13 protein-coding genes are annotated in these 14,689 nt (G+C 43.9%); 3 read left to right on the top strand and 10 right to left on the bottom strand.

All coding sequences use genetic code 11. The features are described 5' to 3' along the window. Window positions 1-82 precede the first annotated feature (82 nt). The 9 genes from A9E74_RS02965 to dapA form a co-directional block, all read right to left on the bottom strand. Window positions 83-1,138: a succinylglutamate desuccinylase/aspartoacylase family protein gene (locus tag A9E74_RS02965; RefSeq protein WP_069295158.1), complete on the bottom strand. Its 1,056-nt coding sequence runs from the start codon at window positions 1,136-1,138 to the stop codon at window positions 83-85. Then, window positions 1,138-2,043 (bottom strand): 30S ribosomal protein S6--L-glutamate ligase, encoded by a 906-nt coding sequence (gene rimK, locus A9E74_RS02960; protein WP_069295157.1) that lies wholly within the window; start codon window positions 2,041-2,043, stop codon window positions 1,138-1,140. Before rimK ends, A9E74_RS02965 begins: the two co-directional genes overlap by 1 nt. Continuing rightward, a complete protein-coding gene (locus tag A9E74_RS02955; RefSeq protein ID WP_069295156.1) occupies window positions 2,040-2,537 on the bottom strand; it encodes an ATP-dependent zinc protease family protein in 498 nt (165 codons plus the stop codon). The genes rimK and A9E74_RS02955 overlap by 4 nt, the downstream gene beginning before the upstream one ends. 209 nt (window positions 2,538-2,746) lie before the next feature. Next, complete coding sequence (locus tag A9E74_RS02950; protein ID WP_281198086.1) at window positions 2,747-3,175, bottom strand: pilin; 429 nt, start codon at window positions 3,173-3,175, stop codon at window positions 2,747-2,749. 158 nt (window positions 3,176-3,333) lie between these two features. Continuing rightward, window positions 3,334-4,839 (bottom strand): O-antigen ligase family protein, encoded by a 1,506-nt coding sequence (locus A9E74_RS02945; RefSeq protein WP_176718900.1) that lies wholly within the window; start codon window positions 4,837-4,839, stop codon window positions 3,334-3,336. Between the two features lie 629 nt (window positions 4,840-5,468). Then, window positions 5,469-6,179 carry a phosphoribosylaminoimidazolesuccinocarboxamide synthase gene (purC, locus tag A9E74_RS02940; protein WP_069295154.1) on the bottom strand — a complete coding sequence of 237 codons (711 nt, stop codon included), beginning with the start codon at window positions 6,177-6,179 and terminating at the stop codon, window positions 5,469-5,471. Window positions 6,180-6,190: 11 nt separating this feature from the next. Continuing rightward, a complete protein-coding gene (locus tag A9E74_RS02935; protein ID WP_069295153.1) occupies window positions 6,191-6,958 on the bottom strand; it encodes an MBL fold metallo-hydrolase in 768 nt (255 codons plus the stop codon). Then, complete coding sequence (bamC, locus tag A9E74_RS02930) at window positions 6,958-7,992, bottom strand: outer membrane protein assembly factor BamC (RefSeq protein ID WP_069295152.1); 1,035 nt, start codon at window positions 7,990-7,992, stop codon at window positions 6,958-6,960. The genes A9E74_RS02935 and bamC overlap by 1 nt, the downstream gene beginning before the upstream one ends. A gap of 18 nt (window positions 7,993-8,010) precedes the next feature. Then, a complete protein-coding gene (dapA, locus tag A9E74_RS02925; protein WP_069295202.1) occupies window positions 8,011-8,892 on the bottom strand; it encodes a 4-hydroxy-tetrahydrodipicolinate synthase in 882 nt (293 codons plus the stop codon). Window positions 8,893-9,010: 118 nt separating this feature from the next. Between dapA and bcp the strand changes: the two genes are divergently transcribed. Both bcp and A9E74_RS02915 read left to right on the top strand, forming a co-directional pair. Further along, window positions 9,011-9,478 carry a thioredoxin-dependent thiol peroxidase gene (gene bcp, locus A9E74_RS02920; protein WP_069295151.1) on the top strand — a complete coding sequence of 156 codons (468 nt, stop codon included), beginning with the start codon at window positions 9,011-9,013 and terminating at the stop codon, window positions 9,476-9,478. A gap of 302 nt (window positions 9,479-9,780) precedes the next feature. Then, window positions 9,781-11,844 carry a methyl-accepting chemotaxis protein gene (locus A9E74_RS02915; RefSeq protein WP_176718899.1) on the top strand — a complete coding sequence of 688 codons (2,064 nt, stop codon included), beginning with the start codon at window positions 9,781-9,783 and terminating at the stop codon, window positions 11,842-11,844. A gap of 6 nt (window positions 11,845-11,850) precedes the next feature. On the opposite strand, the gene A9E74_RS02910 is transcribed toward A9E74_RS02915, so the two are convergent. After that, window positions 11,851-13,443, bottom strand: a complete 1,593-nt coding sequence (locus A9E74_RS02910; RefSeq protein ID WP_069295150.1) for a tetratricopeptide repeat protein — start codon at window positions 13,441-13,443, stop codon at window positions 11,851-11,853. A 170-nt stretch (window positions 13,444-13,613) separates the two neighbouring features. On the opposite strand from A9E74_RS02910, the gene A9E74_RS02905 reads away from it, so the two are divergent. Beyond that, window positions 13,614-14,627: a metal-dependent hydrolase gene (locus tag A9E74_RS02905; RefSeq protein WP_069295149.1), complete on the top strand. Its 1,014-nt coding sequence runs from the start codon at window positions 13,614-13,616 to the stop codon at window positions 14,625-14,627. The last annotated feature ends 62 nt before the right edge of the window (window positions 14,628-14,689 follow it).

Genomic DNA, 14,689 nt, shown 5'->3' with positions numbered 1-14,689 from the left:
AATCGCGGGATTGTCACTATTTTAAGGATAAATTGCAAAAATATTATGACAGTATCAAGTCTATCTGACCGGAAAGATCTAATTAGATAATCGGTCGTTCTTCTGGGGCACTGGTATCGGTAGAAGGATCCAGATTGGTATTGAAGGCTTCAACGCTATCGGCGACTTCATCAGGACGGTTGAAACGCGCAATGTGGAACAAGGCTTCACCTTCATTTACTAGTGGAATATTGGTTCTGCCGATGATGACACCGCTGCAGATTGCGACAACTTTGGTTTCAGATTTCTCATCGCCATAAGGCGCCGCTACCATGCCCAGGATGTCGCCTTTTGTTACCTGCGCCCCCATGGGTACCAACATTCTAAAAATACCGCTTTGCGGCGCTCTCACCCAACTACTGGAACGTGCAACAAAGGGATCGACGGGTTTTACATGTTTGGTACGGGATTCGGCTAACATACCCAACTTACGCATTACTGCCAACACACCTCTGACACCTGCACGAATCGCCAGTTCATTAAAGCGTAAAGCTTCACCTGCCTCGTAAACAATGACTGGTACGTTAACCTGCTGGCAGGCATGACGCAACGAACCTTCAATCAAACCTGAATTCAAAATAACCGGAGCATTAAATGACCTTGCCATCTCCTCAACAACCGGGTTATCCAATGCTGCACGAATTTGTGGGAGATTGTCGCGATGAATAGCCGCAGTATGTAAATCCACCCCATGGGTGCATTTATGCACTACTTCGCTCATAAATAAATTCGCTAAACGCGCGGCCAGAGAGCCTTCTTCAGAGCCCGGAAAGCAACGATTTAAATCACGGCGATCCGGTAAATAACGTGTTTGATTGATAAAGCCGTAAACATTGACTACCGGAATGGTAATTAATGTGCCTTTTAGACCTTTTAGCCGTTTACTTCTTACTAAGCGGCGAATAATTTCAACGCCAACAATTTCATCACCGTGTACAGCACCGGAAACAAATAAAACCGGCCCGTCACGTCTACCGCGCATCACTTGCACCGGCATACTTAAAGAGGTGTGCATATACAAATCAGGCAGTGGCACATCGACCACTTTGTTCTGTCCTGGGGCGATAGTTTGCCCGGCAATAATCAGTTCTTCTGCCATCAACCTCGGCCTTTGGTTTTAGTGGTTCCAGAAACAGAATTTTTTTCAATGAAATCAATAATCAAACTGGCAATGTCTTTACCAGTAGCCGCTTCAATGCCTTCAAGGCCAGGGGAAGAGTTCACTTCCATGACCACCGGCCCATGATTAGAACGCAATAAATCCACACCGCAGACATTCAGGCCCATCGTCTTTGCAGCACGGACGGCTGTGGCACGTTCAGCCGGTGTAATTCGTATCAAGTTAGCAGTACCACCACGATGCAGATTCGAGCGGAACTCACCCTCTTTACCTTGACGTTTCATTGCGGCAACCACTTTCTCGCCGACCACAAAACACCGAATATCGGCACCACCGGCTTCTTTGATAAATTCTTGGACCAGAATATTGGCTTTCATGCCCATAAAAGCTTCAATTACACTTTCCGCCGCTCCCGCTGTTTCAGCAAGCACCACACCGATCCCCTGCGTTCCTTCCAATAACTTGATGACCAGCGGTGCACCACCGACCATTTTGATTAAGTCATCGACATCATCCGGACGATGCGCAAAACCAGTGACTGGCAAACCAATGCCGCGACGTGACAATAATTGCAAAGCGCGAAGTTTGTCGCGCGAACGACTGATGGCTACTGACTCATTCAGCGGATAGACATCCATCATCTCAAACTGGCGAAGTACGGCCGTTCCATAAAAGGTCACCGAAGCACCAATCCGCGGAATAACAGCATCATAACCGCTGAGATTTTCACCTTTGTAATGCACTTCAGGTTTCATTGAAGTGATATTCATATAACAACGCAACACGTCCAACACATCCACCTCATGTCCTCGCGCTTGCGCAGCCTCGACCAATCGTCGAGTCGAATACAGCTTCGCATTACGGGACAAAATGGCTATTTTCATGCAGATTCTCCATCAAGCGCTTCATCTTTGGGCGCTTGGATCGTGTTGTTTGAGGGGGGGCTTGCCTGATACGACAATGCCGGATTCACCAATATATTACCAGTCGTCATGGCAGTGCGTCCTAGTAACATTCGAAACAGCATGGTGTCTCGGTTTGTAAGGGTAATTTCGATTGGCCAAGTAAGACCGCCAACGCTTAAGGGAGTCTGAATAACATAACGTTTTTCGGTATGCCCACCTGAGTCCGTTACGTTACGTTCATCCTTAACCGGCGCCTCACACCAGATTTCCGTCTCGGTATCGTTTTGATTAGGATGCACACCAAACCGGACCCACAGTTCACCGTTTCTCTCAATCGGTTCCACCGAAAAAGCATGTATCGCCGACGTTCTGGCACCGGTATCCACCTTTGCCTTGATACGGTCGATACCCAACTCCGGCAAGCATAACCACTCTCGCCAGCCAACGGTAATTTTTTGCGAATGATTTTCCATGGGATTCCCCAAATAAGAATTATGGGGCAATTGAATGCAATTTAAGGACGGCTGTCAAAAAGGATTTTGGATATTACAGCTTAATGAATAGTTTTAATTTATTTTGCAATTGAGTTTAGTAAATTTCTTTAAACAAAAATGCTGAAGTCAAATACAAAAAGCCCCGACGAATCGGGGCTTTCACTTTTAGTCAACTTAACTGTTAAGTACTAGCATAGACCTTCGGCAAGACAACCGCCGCCAGTACTCCATGTTACTGCGCCGTTGGTAGACAATGTTCCGGTGATCTCGTAGGTAGAAGTCGCATCTACACCAGTTATATTTGGAACGGCTGTTATAGTTCCTGTAGAAGCATCAAATGCAACACTTGCTACGTTAGGGCCACCCGCAGCACCATTAATAGCTCTATTAACATCACCTGCAGATGTTGGGTCACAACTTGCCATCGAACCAGTGACCTGTGCACAGACTTCTACAGCCGATTTAACGCCTGAAGTTGCCAATACGACTTCAGAAAATTTGGCTTTTTGAGTGTACTGTTGATAAGCAGGCAAAGCAATTGCCGCCAGAATACCGATGATCGCGATAACGATCATTAATTCGATTAAGGTAAAACCCTGTTGTGTTTTTTTCATCATTCAATCTCCGTAATTAGACGACAAGCTATGTGCTCATAAATACTAGAGCATCGTCCATGCCAATTTATTTTTACATTTAAAAACAAATAGTTAAATAAACCCAGTTCTTTTAAAACATCGATTTGGCAGCAACCCACGTCAACTTGTGACAATTTTTGTCAGTTTATTGTTAAACATTCATCTTGAAGATTCTGTAAAACTTTATTTCCTGGATAATACTGTAGACTCGTATTAATAGCCTCACAGCGCTGCTGATCCAAGCCTAACGCGATATAGCCATTGATAACATCCTCAAATAATTTTAATTCAGGCTTTTTACCGAGCTCAGTTTCGAACCATGATGTAATCTGAATAATCTTTTCTGAATCTTCTGCGGCAATGGCAGCATGCAAATGCGAGCGCATAACAATTTGCTGTGCATACGTCTTGTAGTAAGGATTACTTAATGTTATGTCGAGTTGCGGTGTTTGCTGAGACTGACTTATATATTGATATAACTGTTGTTGCGCTCTTGATGTTTGCAATAAAAAAACCAACGAAATAGTTAACAACAATAAAGTTAACCCACGAAGGGTTTTGTTTGCTGTCGAACTCAGTGAATTATGCTTAATAACTGCATAATTATTGAGTAAAACAAACAGTAAAGTTAGCCAGATAAACCAGTGTAAAGACGAAAGATAAAATGGCAGCTCCACCTGAGTATGAAGAGTGATTGGCAATAACATAGCCAAATAAACTATGAGGCGTTGCTGCTTATAGCTGAACGCAAACCACAACACACTAAACATGGCTGTCAGAATACCCAGCACAGCAAGCAATCCCCCTTCAATGGCCCATTGTAAAAGCTCATTATGGGGATGAGTAAGGTAACTAGGCATTTTGGCATTAGGATGTTGGTGATAAAACTTAGAAGAAGCTAAACCAAACTGGCCAAGAAATGTACCAATGCCGTGGCCTTTTATAGGAGCTTGTGTAAAAGCATCGAGTGAGATTCGATAAATACTTGCACGTTGATCGGAATACTGTGCTTCCACCACTTTATAGGTTTTATCTACCGTCTGATGCAATCCTTCTTTTGCCAACAAACTAGCCACTATAATTAACACGAAAGCAGCAATAATCGTTTTCAAATTCTTGATAACTTGATTTCGATAAGCTATCAATAACATTAGCAAACCCAATATTGCTGATAGCAGCCCTACTCTTGAGCCTGTCGCCACCATCACGTAAGTTGCAACACTGATAGTAACCAACAAAAATGCTCTTAAATATAGTCGCTTATAACTTATGGGTCTCAAGCACAGATAAACCGAAATCAATATGCCGGTAGTCAGAAAACTGGCCATAACATTAACCTGCTGAAATACCCCAGTGGCTATTGCATTATCAGTTCTGGTTATCCAGCTTGATAAAACAGGTAATTGGAACAATTGAAGAATACCAACGACGCTATGCAGCAAGGTCGCAATAGCAATCAGTAGTAAAATTCTGTCGGTATTTTTGAGCCGAAACTGAAATAAACCAAACAGAAAAATCACACCTGCCATTACGTAAGTAATACGGAACAGCCAAGTGATTGGATCTTCTACGCCTGCTAATGCTGCAGCTAAAAGAATACCAACAGGTAACGCCAGTAATCCTTTGTAATTTGCCGGAAGAATCAACGTATCCTGCCCACAGAAATACCAGACTGAATAAGCAATAACGAGGGTGGCGGCAACCCAGACAGTGATATTAAATGGCAGATCAAAACCGGTACCGCCAAGACTAGGTACTAAATAAAAGGGAGATATCAAGAAAAGTATTGCCAAAAACCATTCAATACGATGCTGTGGCAATAATGGGTATTTCGATAGATAGCGAGACATAATCTTCCCTGTCTTAGTAATTAACTGACCGGATTATGTCGACTGGCTGATGCAGTGGCAAGGCGGAGTTAATATAAACGACGACTATTTCATGGTCATTGGATTTATACGCAGATTACGCAGATGGACGCAGATTAAAAGAAACTAACCTCAGAGACACAGAGAGCACAGAGATTAAAAATAAAGTAGGTCTGGTTAGCGCAGCGTAACCCAACATAATTCAGTGTTGGGCTTCGCAAGCTCAGCGCCAACCTACGCAAAATAACTGCTTAATCCGAGGCTTGGTATTTTGTTAAAAACCTTTGCTTAAAAATGTTTCTCTAAAAATGTGCGAAGATCTGCGTAACCTGCGGATAGATTCTTTTTAAACCTCTACACTCTCTGTGTCTGTGAGGGTAATTATTTATACCAAACCGCAGAAATGACTAGAGAGGCACTCCAATCCGCTGAGCAACTTCTTCGTAGGCTTCGATAACACCGCCCAGCCCCTGACGGAAGCGATCTTTATCGAGTTTCTTACGGGTTTCGGCATCCCATAAACGGCAGCCATCCGGGCTGAACTCATCACCGAGATAAATTTCACCTTTAAACACACCAAATTCCAGTTTGTAATCGACCAGAATCATTCCTGCATCAGCGAACAGTTTTTTCAGCACCTGATTCACTTCAAAAGTCAGCGCTTTCATCCGTTGCACTTGTTCATCAGTGGCCCAGCCAAAGGTGGCGATATGGAATTCATTGACCATCGGATCATGCAAGGCATCGTTTTTCAGGAAAAACTCGAATACCGGTGGATTGAGTTCCATGCCATCTTCTACACCGAGACGACGTACAAGACTGCCGGAAGCGACGTTACGTACCACGCACTCAACCGGAATCATTTTCATGTTTTTGACTAACGCTTCATTGGCATTCAGCAGTTTTTCAAAATGTGTTGGAATGCCCGCCTTACCCAGCTGCTCCATGATAAAGGCGTTGAACTTATTATTAACCTCACCCTTACGGCTTAACTGTTCGATGCGCTCACCATCAAACGCAGATGTGTCATCACGAAAACTGAGTACAACATAATCCTGATCGTCAGTTGCAAAGACGCTTTTGGCTTTACCGGCATAAAGTTGCTGTAATTTTTGCATGGTGTTTTCTCTTAGGCTTTTTTAAGTTCACGCCAGTCAAATCCGGCATCTTGTTCAGCAATGCCAATCCAGTCTGGTGTGCAATTCAGGGCATCAGCAAACAAAGGCTTCACTAATGCCGGGGAGTTATTCTTTTCGCTGATATGCATGGCAACGATGTGCTGCAATCGCGAGGTGTCAATTTTCGCAAGTAATTCGGCAGATTGCACGTTATTTAAATGACCGAAACGACCACCGACCCGCTGTTTCAAATATTCGGGATATTCGCCCTGATCGAGCATCGCCATATCATGATTAGCTTCTAGCATTAGACCATCACACAGCGTTAATGCTGACTCAATTAGCGGAGTAATAAAGCCGACATCAGTGAGTATGCCTAAACGAAAATCACCGTTATGAAACACAAATTGACTGGGCTCGCGTGCATCATGCGGTACTGGAAACGGTGACACTTCAATATCATTGACCACAAAGGTTTCATGACAACTGAATTCATGGATATGCGGCATAACCTCAGTGGGTAAACACGCTGCTGTGCCAGGAGTGGCATAGACCGGAATATTGAATTTTTGTGAAAGTACTCGAACCCCACCGATATGATCGGCATGTTCATGCGTCACCAGGATGGCAGAGAGATCCGAACTGGTCAGCCCGAAACGTCGTAAACGTTTTTCAGTTTCACGAGCAGAAAAACCACAATCCACCAGGATTGTGGTTTTTCCCTGCGAAATCAGTGTTGCATTGCCCCGGCTACCGCTGCCAAGTGATGCAAAGCGCATTATTGAGTCAATTGTTCCTGAATCAAGCCAAGTAAACGTTTGGCAGTATCTGAACCGGTACGAACCTGTTCAGCGTCTAATACGGTAATACGTGTATTTGATGCATCTGAAACCAGTTTGATGTAGTAATACTCTTCCGGAGCAACCTCATCATCACCTTTCCAGAAAGCCATCCGACCAAAGAAACCGCGTTCTTCTCTTTGAGCTTCATTGAATGGATCCAGATAACGTACGTAGTAGGTACCACGTGAACGGTCACGGTCTTCAACCGCAAAGCCACGGCTATCCAATACCCGGCCAACGCGATCCCACACAGTGGTAAATTCTTGTTCAACAACCAGAGCTTGTTGGCCTTCTGCTTCATCAATCAGAATTACACGCGCATCAGTTTGCTGAGCGGCTGACGTTGGCATGGCTGCAACTGCACGCGCTTTATCCTGTTGATATAAACCACCAAGGTATTCTGCCAACTGACGCAGCATGGCTTCGTCTTTTTGGTTGCTGCGGTTGGTTTCATCAATGCCGGTGATAAATACACGGGCAGAACGATTTACATCACCACGTTCCATACGAATACGATAAGCATAACCATCAACATCAGGCCGTGTATCCATTAAACCGATACGCTGATCTTTACGGTGAATGTCCATGTTGATATCGGCCCAGAACGCTTCAATACGCTGCCATGTTTCATCACGATCGCCTGGGACCACTAAATGACGATTAACGCCTTCACCGGATAAAGCGGGTTTAGATTCTGGGGTTACGTTATAGCGAGCAGCTAAAGGATTGGTTCCGGCTTCTTCATATTCGGAATAGGTTGCGGTGCTTTGAACATTACCAACAATTTGGTCGTTTATGCGTGAAGTACTCAGATCAGGTGGTATATCCAGTGGAGGCATAGTCTCTGCCTTACGATATTTCTGAGTATTATCTGGAGCAACCTCATCCAGTGATGGCAACAGTCCACAACCTGTAACGCTGACTGCTACCAGTACACCACAGGCTTTCAACTTAAAACGATTAGTGTTCATTTAATTACATTCACTCACTTATGGATTCAAAACACCGGCGGTGACCAGCGCCTCACGAACCGGTTGATGAAATTGTTCTGACAAAACTGTCATTGGTAAACGTATCCCACCCGGTATCAAGCCCATTTCATGGAGTGCCCATTTAACGGGAATCGGGTTGGATTCAGAAAATAACCGCTGATGTAACAAAGATAATTTATCGTTGATTTCACGAGCAGTATCGGCATCGCCATTTAACGCGGACTCACACATTTGACTCATTAATGCAGGTGCTACATTAGCTGTTACCGATATAACACCTCTGCCCCCCGCCAAAATAAAATCCACGGTATTGGCATCTTCGCCAGTATAAAGTTCAAAATTATCGTCGCACAGATCTTGAATTAACTTTACTCTTCTCACATCACCTGTGGCTTCTTTAATACCGACAATATTGCCGATTTTAGCCAGTCGAGCGACGGTTTCAGGTAATAAGTCACAAGCCGTGCGGCTGGGTACGTTATACAGGATTTGCGGAATCTCCACAGCTTCGGCGATGGCTTTGAAATGCAGATACAGACCTTCTTGAGTCGGTCTATTGTAATAAGGAGTTACCAGCAGAACAGCATCAACGCCTAATTGTTTGGCATAAAGCGATAGTTCAATCGCTTCTTCAGTGGAGTTGGCACCCGTTCCCGCGATAACGGGAATGCGACCAGCAGCTTGTTCTACGACCTGACGAATCACATCAGTGTGCTCATCAATACTCAAGGTAGCGGATTCGCCGGTGGTACCCACAGCGACAATGGCACTGGTACCATTCTGAATATGAAAATCAACGAGCTTGCGCAGGCTTTCACCGTCTAACGAGCCATCCGCCCGCATGGGTGTTACCAGAGCTACCATACTGCCGCTGAACATATTCATCAGACTCCGCGAAAATAAACTGGCATGGTACTTTGCCAGCCAGTAGATGACAAGACCGGACTACCTTGGGTAAGGTACTGGCAACATAATAATCACTAATGGAGAACGTTTAATGACGACAGTAACTTTGCAGCAAATCGTACCGGATTTTGAATTACCGTCCACTGGCGATAAAACCATCCGTCTTTCCGAGCTACGTGGCAAAAACGTGCTTATCTATTTTTACCCCAAAGATAATACCCCTGGCTGTACTTTGGAAGGCCAGAATTTTCGCGATCATATTGAGACATTTAATCAGCACAACACGGTCATTTTTGGTGTTTCAAAAGACAGTCTGCGTGCCCATGAAAACTTCAAAGAGAAACAGCAGTTTCCATTTGATTTGCTTTCTGATGTCGATGAGACCGTCTGCCAGTTATTTGGTGTAATGCAAATGAAGAAAAATTATGGTCGGGAATATATGGGCATCGTACGCAGCACATTTTTAATTGATAGCGAAGGCAAACTGATTAATGAATGGCGAAATGTCAAAGTAAAACAACATATTGATGAAGTTTTAGCAGCCATTAAAAGCTTGTAATTCAGTATCAATTAGCACATATAAATTTCAAATAAAACAGGTATTTACAATACCTTATTAACGTGCACTGTAACGGTTCGCACAAGCATATACCGCACTCTTAAGGTGCGGTATTTTTTTATCCAAATTACTAAGTTTCTGTTTTTTAATGCATACCTATTTTGGTGTAGATATTGCCTACTACCTTTGGCGTATTTCATCACTACAGGTACCATCACAATGTCTTTAAAAAGCCTTTCCATGAACTTGAGTAATACCGAACGGCGTTGGTTACCCTGGATGGGTTCGACGGGAAAACTTGCATGGCATGGAGCTGCTATCTAAACCGTGATACTTATCCAGCGGTTGAGCATACATTTGAAGGAATTGCAGCAACTCGCGTCAAATTGTTACAACAATGGGTTAATGCACAATGGAGTCAACTCAATCTGTTAGCTGAACACCTAAAAGAACCGCTTACCAGTATTGACGCCAATCTGCTTGCCCAGCGACTGGAATCTGCTAAAGATTTTTCTGAGCTGTTTATCATTGATCTCACTGGTCGTATTGTTCAATCAACATACCCAGCACATATCGATAAATATGATTTAAATGCCAATGCTGTTGAGCAAGGCTTAAAGCAAGCGTTTTTACATGGCCCTTATCGTGACCCATTAACACTGAAAATTGGTCCATCAAGTTCCAAATTTCATGATGAAGTCACACTGATGTTTTATCAGCCTTTAATGAATACCGACAATAACATTATCGGCGTGTTATGCGGTCGTGTTCCAAATGATGTTTTGGGTGATTTGATTCAACGTGAAGCGGGTCATGTCTATCCCGAGTCCGGTGATAATTATATTTTCATGGTCGATTCGCAGTTTGATCCGCAAATTCAACAAGGCGTCGCCTTATCCCGCTCCCGGTTTGAAGATAATACGTTTTCTCATGGCGAGAACCTTAAATCCGGCATTCATACCCAGTGGGGTGTGGTTAAAGTAAATCGGCATACCGAGTTTGAAATTCGTTTTATAGATCCAGCTACCGGACAATTACACCCTGGGGTACGCGAAACCATTCGCAATGGTGAAAACCTGTTTGTTACCTACCCGGGTTATTCGGATTACCGGCATATTCCGGTGATTGGTAAGGGTGTTACTTTTCAATTAAAAGGCTCACCAGATCGCTGGGGCATGATGTGTGAAGGTGATCTGGAGGAAGTCTATCGCCGTCGCTCGGTCAATATCAGTTTAATGAAAAGCATTTTTTTAGGCATGTCTGCACTGGTGGCAGTAAACAGCGCTTTGCATTACTTCACAGCATTACCACTCCCCGCCATTGATGTTATCTCCTTTAGTATGATGATACTTATTGCGTTAATGATTCGTCGTTTCAGCACAAAAAAACTCGCTGATCGTATGAATGAGATGACTCGAGTTATCCAGGAAATTGCTGAAGGTGAAGGCAACCTACGCCAACGGCTAAACACAGAAAAAATGGTCGCCGATGAAACAGGCGATATGGGACGCTGGATTAACAGTTTTATTGATAATCTGGATGGTATTGTCGGCCAAGTTATTCATTCCAGCCAGGATGTGCATCAAACCAATAAATCCATGCTGCATACCAACCGGGAAGCATTTCAGGTGTCTTCTGAAGTAACTGATGCCATATCCAGAATGCTGGATCTGCTGAAAGAACAAATTGACGATATCGGTCAAGCCAATCAAACAGCTGAAACGATGAAATTAGAAATGGATCGGGTTGTTGATGAAGCCCGCATTCAATTTGAAAGCGCTCGCCAAGGCACACAAGAGATCCGTAATGTCGTTGAAAACACGGCTAACTCTGTTAAATCTTTGAATAATCGCACCAGCGAAATCGGTAAGATCATCAATGTTATTACCGAAATTACCAATCAAACCAATATGCTGGCATTAAATGCGGCTATTGAGGCGGCCCGTGCCGGTGAACATGGTCGTGGTTTTTCAGTAGTCGCTGACGAAGTTCGAAATCTGGCATCCCGTACAGCCAATTCAGCCGATGAAATTCAGCGCATGATTGAAGGTATGCAACAAGAAACACAAGAAGCAATGCGCTTGATGGAAGCCGGTGTCGAAAATGTTGATCGCAGCCTGAAACTCACCGAACAGGCTTCCAATGACAATGGCGATCTGCATATTCTGGTCGAGCAGATGTTTTCAACCATCAAACAATTGGCAAATAACAGTCATATTCATGGTGACACGGCCAGACAGGTTGGTGTTTCCGCCGAGCAATTAAAATCAGCTGTTAGTGCCCTGCAGGATCGTTCCACAATGGTTCGAAACACTGCTCAAACGCTTTCACAATTGGTAGGCGTGTTTCAGGTAAGTACACGTTAATATGGCCTATGCAGGCTTCAAATCAAAGGCAATGCAGATGCGTTCTTCATTCGAATTAAACGGAATGGTGCGGTGAAACACTGATGATGGAAACATAACAATATCCCCAACTTCCGGTGCAATGGTTTTGCTGGGGAAATTGTCGTGTTGTTTCGGATAATCGTCGCCGTGTGTGCTCAGCTCGATACTGCCTTCATCAGGATGCGTTTTCTGCTTGGGCAGTGCCAGATATAACGCACCACTCACCCAGCCTTCTTCATGAATATGCGAGGTTAAATGTCCACCGGTTTTCATTTTGACGTACCAGGAGCTGGCAAACACCGTCTGTTTGGGAAAACCTTTGGCAAAAATACCAGTTTCACCTTTGAGGTTTTCACGATACTCATCAATGGCTCGTGCTACCAGTTTGGCAATTTGCTGAAAACTGGCTTCAGAGCGTTTAAACAAATTGCCGGCTGACTGCACGCCATTATGTAAACGACCCTGACTTTTCTCTTCGATATCGGCTTGCTCTATATCCGCCAGCAATTGTTTTAATAATTCACTGTCACCTTTTAACTCTGGGATCTGCACATGGCAGACCAGATCCAGCGGATTTTTACAAAAATTGTAGTCATTCACCGTACCGAAGTTTTCAGCATAATGCCCCGCTAAAGTCGCTAAAAATGGTGAACTGTGACGGGCTTTTTTTAGTTGATCCAAGCCTTGTTTGAATTCATCGAACTGTTCGGTTTTATACAAACAATATAAAGAACGTTCCTGCCAGTCAGCATATTGTGATCGTTGGAAATAACTGAGCGCCTGGGGTAAATCACCGCTATCGTAGAGATAAACTGCCAGGCTGTAATTGGCTAACGGTAATGATGGATCTAACTCAAGTGCCTGCTTATAAGCGGCAACCGATTCGTCATAACGCCCTTGATCACGTAATACTTCACCAATATTGCTATGCACTTCGGCATAGTCAGGTTTCAGTTCAAGCGCCTTGTTGTAGGTGGCAATAGCATCAGCCAGTTTCCCCTGATTTTTCAGAGCGGTTCCCAAATTAAAATACAGTTTGGCATCTTGCGAAATAGTTAAAGCACGTTGATATACCGCGACTGCCTCATCCAGCCTGCCCTGCTCTTGTAAACAAACGCCAAGATTGGCAATCGCTTCCAGAAAGTTCGGCTGTTGTGCTATCGCTTTTTGATAATATTCACCAGCTTCTTCAAACCGGCTCTGCGATTGCAAAGCGTATCCCAAGTTGTATAACGCATCTGTCAGATCAGGTTTTAATCGCAGAACCTTTTTATAGCTGTTTATCGCCTCATCAACGCGATTCAGGTTGGTGAGCAGAATACCCATATTGAAGTAAATCTCAGGTACATTAGGTTCAATCTCAGTTGCCTTGCGAAAAACAACCACGGCATCTTTGAATTTATTCTGTGCCGCTAAAGCATTACCATACAGATTAAGTACAGGAAATGAACGCGGGTAAGATTTAAGTAGTTTTTTAGATGCAGATTCAGCAAAGCCGACTTGCCCTGTATTCAAGGCCTGAATAATTGCTTGTAAATCGGCCTGTCCCGGCGTTGGGCTTGGCATCGGCTGTTTCATAACACAGTTCCAGTAATCAGGAGATATTTCCTGCAATTTACAGGACAATTTCCTATCAATGCAAGACATCTTCCTGAATTTTTATATTCTGTAATAAAAAACTACTGAAGAACCCTAAATACAGCTTGCGTGTCTGCTTAACACACTCATTAAAAAGAGGCTAAAAATTCATGGATACGATTACCCAGGCATTGCTTGGTGGCGCAGTCGCCTATGCCGTTGCTGGACGCAAAGCGCCAAAAGCCGCGGTTTTATACGGTGCAGGATTTGCCATACTGCCGGACCTGGATATCTTTATTCAGCACGCCAATGATCTCGATACGATGACGTTACATCGAAGCTGGACACATTCGTGGATCGTACAAAGTTTGTTAGCACCGATAGTAGCCTTGCTGATGTGCAAACTGGACTCCAGGCTAAATTTTCAACGATGGTTTTTATTAATTTGGCTAGTTTGGGTCACCCATAGCGGGCTGGATGCGTTGACGGTTTATGGAACTCAGCTTTTCTGGCCATTTATGCCACCGCCGGTATCGATTGGCAGTATTTTCATTATCGACCCCATCTACAGCCTGCCACTTGCTGCTGGATTTGTGGCGATTCTGTTTGCTGCCGCTAAACGGTTAAGCCATAAGATGATGATCGGTAGTTTGTTATTTAGCTCGGCTTATCTTGTCTGGAGTATTGGTGCGCAATACTGGATAACCCAGCAAACCCATCAGGCCTTAGCTGATCAACAAATTGAATATCAGCATATTAAAGTAACCCCTGCTCCGTTAAATACATTGTTATGGCGCATTGTGGTGATCGATGAAGCAGACTACTTCGAAGCATTTCGTTCAGTGTTTGATGGCGATGCAAAAATTGAATTTAGCAGGTTTGATCGTGGCAGTGAGCTAAAAGCATTATTACCTGATACGACTGATGTTGAACGTATTGAGTGGTTTACCCAGAACAATTACAAACTTGAACAACAAGACCACAGGCTTGTTGCAACAGATTTACGCATGGGCTTGGAGCCCAATTATTTTTTCCGTTTTCAATTGGCAGAAATTCGTAATGATGAAGTCACTGAAACAGCACCCAACCAATTGCCAATGTCACGTAATGCCAGAGAGGGTCTGACTTGGGTTTGGCAACGGATCTGGGATCCGCAACGAGAAAATACGCTACAGCAAAATTAGCAAGGCAGTAGTGTTCTTCCCTCGCTTTTTTATTGCCCATGGATAAGACTTTTGTGCTTTAT

The sequence above is a fragment of the Methylophaga muralis genome (assembly GCF_001720165.1).
Classification (GTDB): Bacteria; Pseudomonadota; Gammaproteobacteria; order Nitrosococcales; family Methylophagaceae; genus Methylophaga; species Methylophaga muralis.
Note: the sequence above shows the minus strand (reverse complement) of the source record. Positions and strands in the feature narration are given on the sequence as shown.